Raw genomic sequence first — 13,747 nt, 5'->3', positions numbered from 1 at the left:
CCGCTCAAATCCGATCGAAACCAGATCGCGCCTACTACTCCACTTCCAGACCAAAAACCCCTTAACCAATACAAGGGGCACTCTCTACTAAAAAAGCAGCATGAATTCGCCTTAGCTTAGCGACGCAAAAACATTCCCTGAGAATGTGGCATAACCGATTCAAATCCATATTGTGCATAGAGCTTCGAGGCTTCTCCATCTGCAATCAGACTTACATACGCCTTGTCCGGTACAGTAGTAAGGAACTTCCTGATTTCCTGCATGATCAGCTTTCCCAAACCTCGTCCTTGATGTGAAGGCTTGACCGCGATATCCGTGACCTGAAAAAAGCATCCCCCATCGCCAATCACCCGTCCCATCCCGATTAGGTTATTCTCCTCATACAAAGTTACCGCAAAATTAGAACGAGGCAAACCGATCGTTGCACCTTCCACACTCATTTCACTCAGCCCAGCTTCTTTTCTCAGTGCCAAATACTGTTCCACTGAAGGCTGTTCATGGCGTATATCAAGCTTACTTGTTGTTTCCATCCGCACTCCTCCGTTCAGCATTGCTGTTCCCACTATATACGACTGCATGGTTCACAGGCAAGGCTCACTGCTAGGGATGTTTTTGAAACTGAGGGATAAGCATTATATTCTTGAATTCCTTTACTGACTGTGTGGAATAGTATCTGTAACAATATTTTTAAAAGGGTGGGTGAAGCATTATGTCTCCTGTAGCCAAGCTGTTTAAATGGGGAACATGCCTTTATGAAGCTTTTCTGGCTCTGCCGTTGATTGGCGGACTCTTTATCATTGCTAATGGTTGGGTCCCTTTGGCCATTGCCTTTTTGCTTCATGCTGTAGCCGTTGTTGTGCTGCAAAGAGAACATAAACCATTCATGGGGAACGTTCTGGGCATTATCACCTCGATTTTAGCTTTTGTTCCGATCGTTGGTTGGATTATGCACGCCATTACTGCGTTCATCCTGTTGATGGAGGGCGTATCCGCCTCACGCCAAGCCCCTCGTTATTAACAAACGTACTGCGTCATCAAAATATGTAGCTGCCCTACGGGCTGATCATTTGTATATGTCGTAAAGAGACAGATCATCCTCTGCGACCTATGGACCCGGATGACGTATTGCTGTGTTCTTACTGGTGGGCGGTCTGCTTCAACACTCATCATTCCTGCGACTTACGGACCCAGATGACGTATTGTATGTTCTTACTAATGAGCGGTCTGCTTCAACACTCATCATTCCCAGCGACTTACGGACCCAGATGACATATTGCTGTGTTCTTACTCATGAGCGGTCTGCTTCAACACTCATCATTTCCGGCGACCTACGAACCCGGATGACATCTTGCTGTGTTCTTACTGTTAGGCGGTCTGCTTCAACACTCATCATTCCTGCGACCTAGGGACCCAGATGACGTTATTTGCACCTTTTCAGCTTTTTAAGCGTGGTTTCGGACTCCAGGGACGTTATTGCTTAGAATCAGGTCCATATGTGGTGTTTTTTATGCCAATAGCGGCTATGCGGTCCGTTAGCGGGGCAAATGTGGCATAATACTGTGTTTAGCGTCAACTGAGTCCGATAGGGTGCGTCATATGGTGCGTCATACGTGCCAAATATCAAGCATACGAAGAAAAAGGAGTTGCCCCAACAGCCATTTCGTGGCTTATGTGACAACTCCATAATCTTTTATCCAAAAAGATGATATATACCTTTATGATTGCCCAGAGATTGAATCAACGTCCCGCCGATTGAGAATCGGCCCGCCGGCTGCCGCTTTCACCAATATAACGTCCATTTGCGTTGCCACTGCTATTCTCAAACCGTTTGCGTTCCGTACGCTCCATCTGAACAATCTGACCTTCATGAACCACAATATGCAATGAGCCAAATTCCATATCATCCAGAAGTCCTGCAATCCGCGTAAGCCATAAATCGTCCACTTTCAGCGGTTTAGCCATTCTCTAGCCTCCCTTTCTCACCAAAGGATTATATCCGCCTAAATTCCTTTTTTCTTCAATTCCGTTATTACCAACCAGTATACTATGAATTAACTTAGCATGGAACTAAAAGTCATGTCAATGGGCATTTTTTCGCGACAACCAGCTTTTAATAATCATCGTTACCAAAGCCAATAACAGGAGCAAAGAAGCTACTGCAAAAGATGCTGAAAATTGATATTCGTTGTACAAAATCTCAACATGCAGCGGCAGCGTATTCGTCTCCCCACGGATGTGCCCGGACACCACAGAAACCGCACCAAACTCACCCATGGCCCGCGCATTACACAAAATAATGCCGTATAGTAACCCCCATTTAATATTAGGCAGCGTGACTCTGAAAAAGATTTGCCACCCATGTGCGCCGAGTGTAATTGCCGCTTCTTCCTCCTGTGTACCCTGATCCTCCATCAGCGGGATTAACTCACGCGCTACAAAAGGAAACGTCACAAACAACGTGGCTAGCACGATACCCGGAAGCGCAAATACGATCTTAATATCATGGGCGCTCAGCCAAGGGCCAAACCATCCGTTTGCTCCGAAGACGAGTACAAAGATTAGGCCGCCGATGACTGGCGAGACTGCAAAAGGGAGATCAATCAAGGTGATCAGAAACCCTTTGCCGCGGAAACGGAACTTGGTTACAGCCCACGCCGCTGTTACACCAAAAAAGGTATTCAGAGGCACAGTTATCGCCGCAACAAGCAGCGTCAATCGCAGCGCTGAGCGGGCATCCGGATCAGTCAGGGCAGCAATATATACGTCCCAGCCCTTCTTAAGTGCCTCGGTTAACACAACAACTAATGGCAGAGCAATCAGCCAAAAAAGGACTAGCCCAGCCGCTCCGATCAACACCCATTTTACAATTGGGGTTTCCGTTGTCGCGGACGAGGACGCATTCTTTTGTAGCCGGGGGGTATGGAGAGGGACGGTACCGGCCAAAATTATTCCTCCTTTAAAGGGTTTTACGAAGACAAGATAGCTTGGAATATTCAATATCAACGGCAGATATCGAGTGTCTCCGAGTAAGTTTGAACATGTTCGGACGTCTGCTGTCACGGCGATTACCCTCAACGAGAAGTCTTACGAACCCAGCGCTGAAGTGTATTAATAACAAGTAACATTAAGAAAGAGATGAGGAGCAATAGCAGGGCAACGGCGGTAGCTCCGGCATAATCATATTGCTCCAGTTTAGACATAATAAGCAGCGGAGCAATCTCCGTCCTCATCGGCATGTTACCGGAGATGAACACGACGGAGCCGAATTCACCGATGCCCCGAGCAAAAGCTAGAGCAAAACCTGTTAGCAGTGGCGGAAACAGCTCAGGCAGAACTACTGAACGAAAGGTTCTCCAGCGGCCTGCGCCAAGGGTTGCCGAAGCCTCCTCCATATCTCTGTCCAAATCCTCCAGCACCGGCTGCACCGTCCGGACAACGAACGGTATGCCGATGAACATCAAAGCCAAGGTAATCCCGAGCGGAGTGAATGCCACCTTTAATCCCAGCGGCTCAAGCCAAGACCCAATCCAGCCATTGCCTGCATAGAGCGCCGTCAAGGAGACACCAGCTACAGCTGTCGGCAAGGCAAACGGGAGATCGATCAGCGCATCAAATATTCTTTTGCCCGGAAATTCATAACGTACCAGTACCCACGCCAGCAAAAGACCTAGAATTGCATCTACAAAAGCAGCCGCAGCAGCTGTCGACAGGCTCACACGATACGAAGCTAATACCCGCGGGTCCGTAGCTACATCCCAGAATTTCGCCCAGCTCAGACCTGTAGAATTGAACAGTAGCGCCGAAAGTGGCAGTAGAACCACTAGACTCAGGTATAAAACACTGTAGCCCATCGTCAGCCCGAAGCCGGGCAGTATTTTGCGCCGCGTTGCTGCTGGTGCAGCCGTAGTGGTGACATTCATCCCCTATTCATCCTTTCTCGCCTTCGGCCTTTTAGCCGATCAGCCCCTACCGGGACAAATCTCAATAATCATATCCTGCATTTCATTCATCTGTTATTTGGCACCCGGCACATAAATCTTGTCAAAGATCCCGCCATCATTAAAATGCTTCTCTTGCGTTTCTTTCCAGGTTCCGAATTTGTCAGCCAATGTGAACAGCTTGATTTCCGGGAACTTATCTTTGTATTCTTCTTTCACACTATCTAATGTAGGACGGTAATAGTTCTCAGCCGCGATTTTTTGTCCCTCTTCACTATAGAGATACTTCAGGTACGCCTCGGATACCTCACGCGTGTCTCTTTTGTCCACAACCTTATCTACTATAGCTACTGGCGGTTCAGCCAGAATGCTCTCCGAAGGATTCACGATATCAAATTTGTCCGGTCCAAGCTCTTCCACGGATAAATAGGCTTCATTCTCCCATGCGATCAGCACATCACCAATTCCACGCTCCACAAACGTTGTCGTAGATCCACGCGCGCCGGTATCCAGCACTGGCACATGCTTGAACAGTTCTTTTACAAATTCCTCAGCCTTAGCCTCATCGTTATTGTTCTGGTCTAGTGCATAACCCCAAGCCGCCAAGTAGTTCCAGCGTGCTCCACCTGATGTTTTCGGGTTTGGTGTAATAACCTCTACGCCCTCTTTGAGCAGATCTGGCCAATCCTTGATTCCTTTCGGATTCCCTTTGCGTACAAGGAACACGATAGTCGAGGTGTAAGGCGAGCTGTTATGATCGAATTTACTTTGCCAGCCCTCGTTGATCAGTCCCTTTTCCTGCAAGGCATCAATATCATAACCAAGTGCTAATGTCACAACATCCGCTTCCAGGCCATCAAGCACAGCACGGCTTTGTTTCCCCGATCCACCGTGGGATTGTTTAATGGTGACCTTCTGTCCTGTTTCTTTCTCCCAATAGGCAGCAAAAGCTTTATTATAATTCTCGTACAATTCGCGAGTAGGGTCATAAGATACGTTCAGTAGTTCTACTGGATCTTTAGATGGAGTTTTGGTGGCTTCAGCCGCATTTGTGGCCTCCGCTGAATTGGTTGTTGCTGGTGCGTCTGTTGCCGGACTAGCACTATTGCCGTTATTGTTATTGCTGCCGCAAGCAGCAGTAAGCCCTGCCGTCAGCAACAAGCTAAACCCTACAAGAAGCCCTTTATTCATCTTTTTCTTCATCTTTTCCACTCCCCCATGTTTTTTCGTACCAGACAAACCCTTGGGTAACACAAAAAGAACGGAGGAAAGCCTACGTATGGCAGGTCAAACCGGTCCTAAGACCGTGTCTGCGAGCCTAATGCAGGCGTTCCTCCGTTCGTACGGTAAGAACTTTCTTCAATTATTCCTATCTACTTAGTTGGTTTATATGGATATAATACTGAAACCCTTTAACTGTGTCAAACCTTTTTTTCCAGCCTATGTCAAAGAAAACTCACACACACCACACCATACAAGCTATGGGGTCGGTTCCTGTAAGATCCACTTGTTATTGATGCTATAAAGTAATATTATTGCTACAGCTTATGGGTTAAGAGAAATTACCGCTTTATGTCAGGGGAGAGAGTCATGGGTATGGATTTAGAGTACGTCCCTGCGCCGTTGAAACCGCGGCTCCACAGACGTATGGCTCAAGAAATTGGACGAAGAATTAGGGGAACCTACCGTTACGATACAGCAGTTTGGAGAACAGCTATAGCCGGTCTGTGGATAGTATGCTTTTTAGCCTTTAGTACTGCCGTGTTAGGCATTCCTACTGGATTAGGTAAACCTACCGATATCGCTCTTGCTGCAGGTGCAGGCACTGTCCTGCTGGCGATTTCCGGCAATATCTTGGCTGTTCTGCTAGCGTTGACCGGACTGCGTATCCCAAGATTATTCGCAGGCTGTGTATTGAGTGATTTTGGAGCTATTCTACTAATCTTATATTATGCAGATTTTGAAATTGAGGCTGCGGTTGTCATTGCGGTCGTGCTTGCACTGCTAGGAGCACTAGGCGGATTAGCCATTGGCCTGCTCCGCAGCAAAAGAATAACATTAGGACTTCTGCTAACAGTGGCAGTGACTTTTTCCCCACTTGCGCTGGCAAGCGGAGTGCAAGAACTGCCTATTTCAGAGTCGGTCGACATCAACGATACGGAAGTTGTTCCACTTACAGCCTCCGATCCTGGAAAACCAGGTAATCTAGCTTATCAGACCTTCACCTATGCCAGTGGTACCGATCTACATCGTGCCGAATACGGTAAGGATACAAGCTTGATATCCTCTACGGCCGATGCTTCTGCTTATATTAAGGATTGGTCAAAGCTGCGCACTTTATTCTGGGGTTTCGATTATAAGGCACTTCCCTTGAATGGTCGCGTATGGATGCCAGAAGGCGAAGGTCCATATCCAGTAGTACTGATGGTGCACGGCAATCATATGATGGAGGATTACTCTGATGGCGGGTACGCTTATCTCGGCGAACTATTGGCAAGCCGGGGATTTATCGCGATCTCGCTCGATGAGAATTTCCTGAATTATTCTGCTTGGTCCGGTATTCCGGACAATGATTTTAAAGTACGGACTTGGACCCTACTGAAACATTTAGAGCAGCTAGCAGACTTTTCAGATGATCCGGGCAGTCCTTTTTATCAGAAAATAGATTTCACAAAAACCGCCCTGCTCGGCCATAGCCGCGGAGGACAAGCCGTAGCTATGGCCGCGGATGCCACTCGTTGGTTCAAGGATGATCCGGTGATGGCGGCAGTTAATCGCTTTAATATAACCTCTGTAATCGCGCTTGCACCAACGGACAAAACGATAGATGACCAGCAAGCCCGTCTCAAAGACATCAATTATTTGACCCTCCAGGGAGCCCGCGATGGAGATGTACATGATTTCTATGGTGATCGGCAGTATATACGTACCTCCTATTCCCAAGGATCGTCTGCTTTCAAAAGCTCGCTGTATATTGCGGACGCCAATCACAGTCAATTCAACAGCGATTGGGGCGGGTATGATCAGACCTTGCCAGCTGGACTCTTTTTAAATCGGGCACAAATCATGGATGCAGACAAACAACGGCAAATCGCTAAGGTCTATGTATCAGCTTTCTTGGAGACCACCTTGCATGAAAAAGAGGAATACCAAAGCTTGTTCCGGGATTATCGCAGCGGGCTGAAGTGGTTACCAGATACCGCCTACTACAATCGATTCCAAAGCGGGGGATATCGTCCTGTAGCCACATTCGACGATGACCGTAACAAAAACACAGTAGAACTGGGAACAGCAGAAGCATCGGGTGTTTCTTGGTCAGAAGAGCTGGCTAAAGACCGGGAGTCGAAAAGCAAAGCGACCTATGGTGTTGTCCTTGAACGCACAGCCAGCAAAAACGAAGAAGCTTATTACAACATTAAGCTTAACGGCAGTGTCCGTACTGAAACTGCTCTTTTAGGGGCAGATGGCCTTACGTTCTCTATGGCAAATCTGAATGGTGACATTAGTGAAGAAATGGATGTTCCACTACCTCCAAAGGTTGAGGTGGAGTTAACTGACCATAATGATACCTCAGCCCGCTTGACGTTGGATGAAGTAATGGACATACTGCCGCTTCCACAAACTCAGTTCACGTTATTCCCATGGCTTGAAGAGCGGATAAACGATGGCAAATACGGTGACCTTTCCGAAGCTGTATTTCAAACCTACGAGATGCCGTTCGAACAATTTCAAGAGGAAGAACCAGAGCTGGATCCTGATAACCTGACAGAAATCACCTTCTATCTTGATGAAGAAGGCGACCGGATCATGCTGGATGACATCGGTTTTTACGATTTAGGTATCCGAAATACATTTTAAAAATCACTTGCTATTATCCTTAGGACTTCATTTGCAAAATAGGGCTATTCCCAACCTCCACTCACGAAAAAATGAATGGATACGGGAATAGCCCTTATTTTTACGACATACAATAACCTAGTCTCAGCCTACAACGCTTGCACACAAACAGGTGACTTCATTTCCAATTCATTTCCTGTAGGGATTAATCTGCCACTCTCACTATCGATAGAGAACGAGGTAATATTATCACTATTCTGATTAGCAGCAAGCAGCTTATCCCCAATAATTGCAAAGTTACGCGGAGTACGCCCGCCGGTACCCTGCCAATCCACTGCTTCAAGCAGACCCGTTAATTCATCGATATGGAACAGGGCGATACTGTCTTGTCCCCGATTGGAGACATACAGGAATCTGCCACAAGGGGAGACATGAATATCGGAAGCTGTATCGTCACTACCGGCAGTATAATTTTCAGGAAGCGTGCTAAGATGCTGTAAAACATTTAGATTTGCATCCTGTTCATCATTAGCAAATGCCGTTACTGTACAATTCAGTTCATTCGCCAGGTAGATCCATTGTCCAGAGGGATGCACCGCCAGATGACGTGGACCTGAACCAGGTGGCAGATTAAGCTCACGATGTTTTACCAGTTTGCCCTCTTCAGGGCGATAGATCACAATTTGATCCAGTCCCAAATCGCACACCAGCACATGTCTACCACTTGCGTCCGGAATGACAGAGTGCGGATGCGGAGCCTCCTGACGGTCTTCACGAATGCCTGAACCCACATGTTTTACTTGGTCGGACATCTCTTGAAGCGAACCATCTTCATTTACAGGAAAAGCATTAACATTGCCTCCTGAGTAATTGGAGACGAATATGTAATCTTCCTTAGGACTAATGGAGACATAACAAGGAGCGCCACCTTCCGTAGGACGACTTCCAAGTGATTTCAACGCTTTAGTTGCGGGATCAATTGCATATGCGTAAACCTCACCTTGATCCTTCTCACTAACTGCATACAACACGCTGCCTGCTTTATTCACAGCTAAAAACGATGGATTCTCAATTCCCTCGGTACCCTCAAGAATTCTCATTTCCCCCGACAAAAGACTAAGCGCACATAACTGAATCGCCTTCTCGTTCTCAGAGTTATACGTTCCTGCATAAAACAATGCCTCATTAGCCCGTTCCATAATAGTGGCTCCTTTATCTTTTATGTATTGTATTACTTCTTACTTACCCTTTACTAATAGGGGTTTACTCATAATTTTATAATATTTTTTCACTATAGCATGTTTATAGTTGTAATACATTATCGAAACTGCATTTAGAGCCTACTTCCTAACCATTCCGGAAGAAGTAAGTTTTTCCATGTGGTTTAAAGATGGTCACAAAGGTTAATAGTAGACATCGCAAACAACAAAACGAAGGAGTTGAAGTAACATGAGTTTTCTATGGATGTTAATCGTTGGTGGGGTTATTGGTTGGTTGGCTGGTCTGATTATGGGCAGAGATATTCCTGGTGGTGTTATCGGTAATATCATCGCTGGTATTATCGGTTCATGGCTGGGTGGCGTGCTTCTGGGAAGCTGGGGACCTAAAGTAAGTGATTTCTACTTCTTCCCTTCTTTGATCGGTGCCGTTGTGCTGATCTTTATCGTGAGCCTTATTCTTCGCTCGACAAGTGGACGCAGCCGTTCGTAAGTCTGGGCTGAGATAATAATATTCACATCAATAAATCCTCGTCAGAGTATGCTCTGGCGGGGATTTTTGTATGTATCGTTCCTTTAAGAAAAAATTCCTCTGCTGGAATTGTTGCGGGGATGGAGCCAATACACTTCAATGTTTTGCCATCGTTTTTCTGTTATAATGAAGATACAAGTGACTGAAATCATAGAGAGGTCGTGTATCATGGGTAACATAAACCCCTCGCTTCTACATATTGGCTCCACATTAGGGGCTTTGTTCATGGCGCTGATGGTTATTTTCATTCGTCTAAAAGCAAGCGCACGTCCGGTTACTATTCGAAAAATATGGATTCCACCTCTCGGTATGTCGACGGGTTTTGCCATGTTTGTGGCACCTGCGGTCAGATTCCCATTATGGTGGGCGGCAGTCGCCTTTTTGATTGGCTGGTTCATCTTCGCGTATCCTCTTATACGCAGCACCCACTTTGAACAACGTGATGGACAAATTTACGCTCAACGCTCCAAGAGCTTTGCGTTTATCCTGCTCGGACTTCTTCTAGTCCGCACTTTACTCCATGAATTTATTAACCGTTATGTGTCTATTCCACAGTCCGGTGGTTTGTTCTTTATTTTAGCCTTCGGCATGATTGTTCATTGGAGATTTTTTATGTTCAAGCGTTATAAGGCTATGACCTCCTCGGGGAGTCTGCTGCCGCAGCCATGATTATCAATAATAATCCTAAGAAGCCATCTCAGGGTTCTTACCCGATATCCTTGAGATGACTTCTTACCTCTTGTAACTCAAGCTTATGTTCTCCTCTGCTTTTTTCTACTTTTCACCCTTTTCTGACATCAATTAGCCATCCTCTTATTACATCCTCTTTAAGCACTTTACATACACTATAGGGATAGATCTCCTGAAATAACTAACTTATCATGTCACCTATTCAGCATTAAACAGAAAAAATATAATCTTTGCAAGTCCGATGTCAGGTAACTTGCGAAGGGATACGTTAAACTATAAGCATACCTAACGATAAGCTTCCAAAAGACCTTAATGCTGAAATAAATATCATTTGGAAGCCTATACTGCGTATAACTTTTAGAGAGTGAGGACAAGGCAATTGAAAAGTAAATCGAGAAAAGTAGCCATCGTCGGGGCCGGAATGGTGGGTTCAAGCTGTGCTTACTCCATGGTTAATCAGGCCATTTGCGACGAAATTATGATGATCGACCGCACCTATGATCGGGCTATGGCACAAGCACTTGATCTCTCGCACTGTATGGATTTCACAAGCACACGCACAAAGGTGTATGCCGGAACCTATAGCGATTGTGCAAAAATGGATGTCGTTATCTTAACCGCTGGCGCTAATCCAACAGCCGGGCAGACCCGACTTGACGTATTGGAAGCCTCTGCGGTTATTACTCGAGAAATCATTACCAACATCATGGCTGGGGGATTTGATGGAATTTTCGTAGTCGCCGCTAATCCGGTCGATATTGTCACTTATATGGTCTGGAAAATATCAGGTCTGCCTCGCCACAGAATTATTGGTACCGGGACCTCCATTGACTCGTCGCGCCTAAAAACCCTGCTCTCCGATGTGTTCTCCATTGACCCGCGTAGTGTTAATGGCTACGCCTTAGGTGAACATGGTGAATCCCAATTTGTAGCTTGGTCCCATGTAACAATTGGCGGCAAGCCTATTCTGCAAATTTTAGATCAGCATCGCGAGCGGTTCCCGCATTTGGATCTGGAGGATATCTCCCGCAAGACAAAAGATGCCGGCTGGGAAATTTTCACCCGTAAAGGCTCCACACATTTCGGGATTGGCAGCGCACTTGCCTACATTACCCGTTCGATCCTGAATGATGAGCACAAAATTATCGCCGTATCCGCCATTCTGGATGGAGAGTACGGACATAGCGGTGTATGCACGGGCGTGCCCGCCATCATAGGCAACACTGGGATTCAAGAGCTGCTGGAGCTTAATTTAAATACAGAGGAAACCCAGAAATTGAACCACTCCTGCAACATTGTACGTGCAGGCATCGAGAGCCTACAGCTGGAAGACAGCGTTTAATTCATAAAAAAATCGCTACTTTGGGAATGGGTGAGATCACCCGCCAGCTCCCAGAGAGCGATTTTTTGTATTATTAGGAGATGAATCTCAGTTTATCTCCTACTTTTTAAACTTTTCGATTTCTTCTTTCAGCACAGACATCACTTCATTAAGTGATTCCGCGGAGGACACGACATCCTTCATAATCTCTGTCTGCTCCCCTGAAGCTAAGGAGACCGCCTGAGCATTCTCAGCAGATTCTTTAGCTATTCCGAGCATATCGGATATAGAAGCCGTTATTTCTTCCGTGCCGGCTGACATCTCTTCATTAATTGCTGACACATCCTGTATTTGCGACGATACTTCACGGATCGAAGAACGGATATGATCAAAGGAAACACCGACGTTTTGCATTTTCCCCATTCCATCGCCAATTTCCTCAATACTCTTCTTCATGGAATCCGCTGCACTTGTTGTTGAAGACTGAATGCCGCCGATTAGCTCCACTATACTAATGATGGAACTGTTCGTCCGCTCTGCTAACTTTTTCACCTCATTCGCAACTACACCGAAGCCACGACCATGTTCTCCAGCTCTGGCAGCCTCAATAGAAGCATTCAAAGATAATAAGCTTGTCTGATTGGATATCTCAGAAATTACATCCACAATTTGTCCGATTTGTTCCGATTGCTCACTTAATTTCCCAATCATCTCGGCAGTCTGATTAGCTGTGGAACTGATAACAGCCATCTGTTGCAGTGTAGATTGAATTTCCAAATAGCCACTCTCTACTTCTGAGTTGACTGTCTCAGCCTGATCTGATACCGCTGCAGAGGACTCAGCAATACGTTGCAAACCTACAGCCATCTCTTCCGTTGCTCTTGCGGATTGCTCGGAGCCTCTAAATTGCTCTTCCATTCCTTGAGCTACTTCTTGGATAACTGTAGCAACCTCTGCTGAAGTATAGGACGAACGTTGAGCCGATTTCAGCATTCCTTCTGAGGAATAAGCAACCTCCACTACTGTTGTATCAATCTTGTTGACAATACCGGAGAGTGTCTCAATCATATCATTGATATTTTGACTCATCTCGCCGATCTCATCTCCGGACTGCACTTTAACCCTCTCATTCAGATGACCCTCTGCCACCTTTTTCATAGTCGAGGAAATAGCTTTAATGGGTCTAACGATAAGACGAGTAAGGTACAGTGAAACAAAAATTATGACAAGTATAACTGCCAGTAAGATGAACATTGCTGTTCTTTGTGCAGAGGTCACTTTGGCAAAAACCTCTTTCTCCGGCACTGTTACAAGAAGCTTCAGATCAGTATCTGGAATTGTCTTAAAGTATGTAATGACTTTCTTACCATCTTCGCCCTTATAAGTTTCGGACCCCTCTTTGTTGCTCAAAATCTTGTCAACGACCTTCTGAAGAGCCGGCTCTTTAGCGTAATCGGTAATTTTTTTGCCCATACGACTGACGTCTGGATAAGTATAATACATGCCATCATTTGAGATTACGTATCCAAATCCGGTATCCGCCATAGTAATTTCATTACTCATTTGGGCAAGAACTTCAGGAGTAATCGAGAAGACAATACCTCCCATAAATTGCTTATCCTTATCCATGACAGGAACTACGATTGGAATGATATATTTATCAAGCTGCTCCAGATAGGACATTTCCCCCAACACAGGCGCATGTGTTTCTTTCGCTTTCAAGAAATAGCTCGCATCTGCTACATTCGCGGTCATGTTCATCATATTGGTTAACTGGCCGTCTTTACTAATGACACTGTAACCTTCTGTCTCACTGTCACTTTCCTCCAGCACTTCTATCACAGGGAAGATACTTGCCGGATTTGTAAAATCGAACTCAGGATGCTGGGACACCAGATCCTTTACGGACGAGGTTTTGTTGGATAGCCACTCATCCATCCGGAATGTGTTCGTATTAATGGTGTCCTGCGCCATTTGCTCACTGTCTGTGCGTGTGACATTGCCGAAATAATCAAGTAAAAATATGGTCGCTACCATGAGCGGCACGATTGCAATAGCTAATATAACAGATGACCACTTAAGTTGAATTGACGTCGCTTTTCTCTTCGTTACATTTTTTCTCATTTTTTTCATCTTGTTTCCTTTCATTTCATTTTCATTCACGATGAAATAGCCTCCTCACTCCATTTGTTATAATATCTCCTGATGTGGA

The 13,747-nt window shown here is 45.7% G+C and carries 12 protein-coding genes; 5 read left to right on the top strand and 7 right to left on the bottom strand.

The genetic code is table 11. The features are described from left to right. Positions 1 to 116: 116 nt before the first annotated feature. A complete protein-coding gene (locus NST40_RS02270; protein WP_081387389.1) occupies positions 117 to 530 on the bottom strand; it encodes a GNAT family N-acetyltransferase in 414 nt (137 codons plus the stop codon). A gap of 179 nt (positions 531 to 709) precedes the next feature. On the opposite strand from NST40_RS02270, the gene NST40_RS02265 reads away from it, so the two are divergent. Then, the gene (locus NST40_RS02265) at positions 710 to 1,018 is read left to right on the top strand and encodes a hypothetical protein (protein ID WP_076134873.1); all 309 of its coding nucleotides are present in this window, start codon (positions 710 to 712) and stop codon (positions 1,016 to 1,018) included. 719 nt (positions 1,019 to 1,737) lie between these two features. Here NST40_RS02265 and NST40_RS02260 read toward each other — a convergent pair. From NST40_RS02260 to NST40_RS02245, 4 genes are all read right to left on the bottom strand, one after another. After that, on the bottom strand, positions 1,738 to 1,962 hold the full coding sequence (locus NST40_RS02260; protein ID WP_076101319.1) for a YezD family protein: 225 nt from the start codon (positions 1,960 to 1,962) through the stop codon (positions 1,738 to 1,740). A gap of 117 nt (positions 1,963 to 2,079) precedes the next feature. Then, a complete protein-coding gene (gene cysW / locus NST40_RS02255; protein WP_076101318.1) occupies positions 2,080 to 2,943 on the bottom strand; it encodes a sulfate ABC transporter permease subunit CysW in 864 nt (287 codons plus the stop codon). Positions 2,944 to 3,071: 128 nt separating this feature from the next. Further along, a complete protein-coding gene (cysT, locus tag NST40_RS02250) occupies positions 3,072 to 3,920 on the bottom strand; it encodes a sulfate ABC transporter permease subunit CysT (protein WP_076124574.1) in 849 nt (282 codons plus the stop codon). Positions 3,921 to 4,013: 93 nt separating this feature from the next. After that, a complete protein-coding gene (locus NST40_RS02245; protein WP_036682645.1) occupies positions 4,014 to 5,141 on the bottom strand; it encodes a sulfate ABC transporter substrate-binding protein in 1,128 nt (375 codons plus the stop codon). Between the two features lie 387 nt (positions 5,142 to 5,528). On the opposite strand from NST40_RS02245, the gene NST40_RS02240 reads away from it, so the two are divergent. Continuing rightward, positions 5,529 to 7,796, top strand: coding sequence for a hypothetical protein (locus NST40_RS02240; protein WP_076276006.1), 2,268 nt, complete (start codon positions 5,529 to 5,531; stop codon positions 7,794 to 7,796). Between the two features lie 128 nt (positions 7,797 to 7,924). On the opposite strand, the gene NST40_RS02235 is transcribed toward NST40_RS02240, so the two are convergent. Further along, complete coding sequence (locus NST40_RS02235) at positions 7,925 to 8,974, bottom strand: lactonase family protein (protein ID WP_076276005.1); 1,050 nt, start codon at positions 8,972 to 8,974, stop codon at positions 7,925 to 7,927. A 250-nt stretch (positions 8,975 to 9,224) separates the two neighbouring features. Here NST40_RS02235 and NST40_RS02230 point away from each other — a divergent pair, with 250 nt between their 5' ends. The 3 genes from NST40_RS02230 to NST40_RS02220 all read left to right on the top strand — a co-directional run bounded on the left by NST40_RS02230 (position 9,225) and on the right by NST40_RS02220 (position 11,556). Next, entirely contained in the window at positions 9,225 to 9,485 is a 261-nt protein-coding gene (locus tag NST40_RS02230) for a GlsB/YeaQ/YmgE family stress response membrane protein (protein ID WP_036682650.1), read from the top strand. Positions 9,486 to 9,692: 207 nt separating this feature from the next. Next, positions 9,693 to 10,193, top strand: a complete 501-nt coding sequence (locus NST40_RS02225; protein ID WP_036682651.1) for a cytochrome c biogenesis protein CcdC — start codon at positions 9,693 to 9,695, stop codon at positions 10,191 to 10,193. 400 nt (positions 10,194 to 10,593) lie between these two features. Then, positions 10,594 to 11,556: an L-lactate dehydrogenase gene (locus NST40_RS02220; RefSeq protein ID WP_076124580.1), complete on the top strand. Its 963-nt coding sequence runs from the start codon at positions 10,594 to 10,596 to the stop codon at positions 11,554 to 11,556. Between the two features lie 99 nt (positions 11,557 to 11,655). Here the strand turns inward: NST40_RS02220 and NST40_RS02215 are convergent, their stop codons facing one another. After that, positions 11,656 to 13,698 carry a methyl-accepting chemotaxis protein gene (locus NST40_RS02215; RefSeq protein ID WP_341000992.1) on the bottom strand — a complete coding sequence of 681 codons (2,043 nt, stop codon included), beginning with the start codon at positions 13,696 to 13,698 and terminating at the stop codon, positions 11,656 to 11,658. Between the last annotated feature and the right edge of the window lie 49 nt (positions 13,699 to 13,747).

It is taken from the genome of Paenibacillus sp. FSL R10-2778 (genome assembly GCF_038593035.1).
Taxonomy (GTDB): Bacteria; Bacillota; Bacilli; order Paenibacillales; family Paenibacillaceae; genus Paenibacillus_AQ; species Paenibacillus_AQ odorifer.
The sequence above is the reverse complement of the archived record's forward strand: the minus strand, read 5'-3'. Positions and strand labels throughout refer to the sequence as shown.

Bases quoted from the DNA above. Each gene is read 5' to 3' on its own strand.
- NST40_RS02270 (WP_081387389.1), bottom strand. From the start codon at position 530: ATGGAAACAACAAGTAAGCTTGATATACGCCATGAACAGCCTTCAGTG.
- NST40_RS02265 (WP_076134873.1), top strand. From the start codon at position 710: ATGTCTCCTGTAGCCAAGCTGTTTAAATGGGGAACATGCCTTTATGAA.
- NST40_RS02260 (WP_076101319.1), bottom strand. From the start codon at position 1,962: ATGGCTAAACCGCTGAAAGTGGACGATTTATGGCTTACGCGGATTGCA.
- cysT (WP_076124574.1), bottom strand. From the start codon at position 3,920: ATGAATGTCACCACTACGGCTGCACCAGCAGCAACGCGGCGCAAAATA.
- NST40_RS02245 (WP_036682645.1), bottom strand. From the start codon at position 5,141: ATGAAGAAAAAGATGAATAAAGGGCTTCTTGTAGGGTTTAGCTTGTTG.
- NST40_RS02240 (WP_076276006.1), top strand. From the start codon at position 5,529: ATGGGTATGGATTTAGAGTACGTCCCTGCGCCGTTGAAACCGCGGCTC.
- NST40_RS02235 (WP_076276005.1), bottom strand. From the start codon at position 8,974: ATGGAACGGGCTAATGAGGCATTGTTTTATGCAGGAACGTATAACTCT.
- NST40_RS02230 (WP_036682650.1), top strand. From the start codon at position 9,225: ATGAGTTTTCTATGGATGTTAATCGTTGGTGGGGTTATTGGTTGGTTG.
- NST40_RS02225 (WP_036682651.1), top strand. From the start codon at position 9,693: ATGGGTAACATAAACCCCTCGCTTCTACATATTGGCTCCACATTAGGG.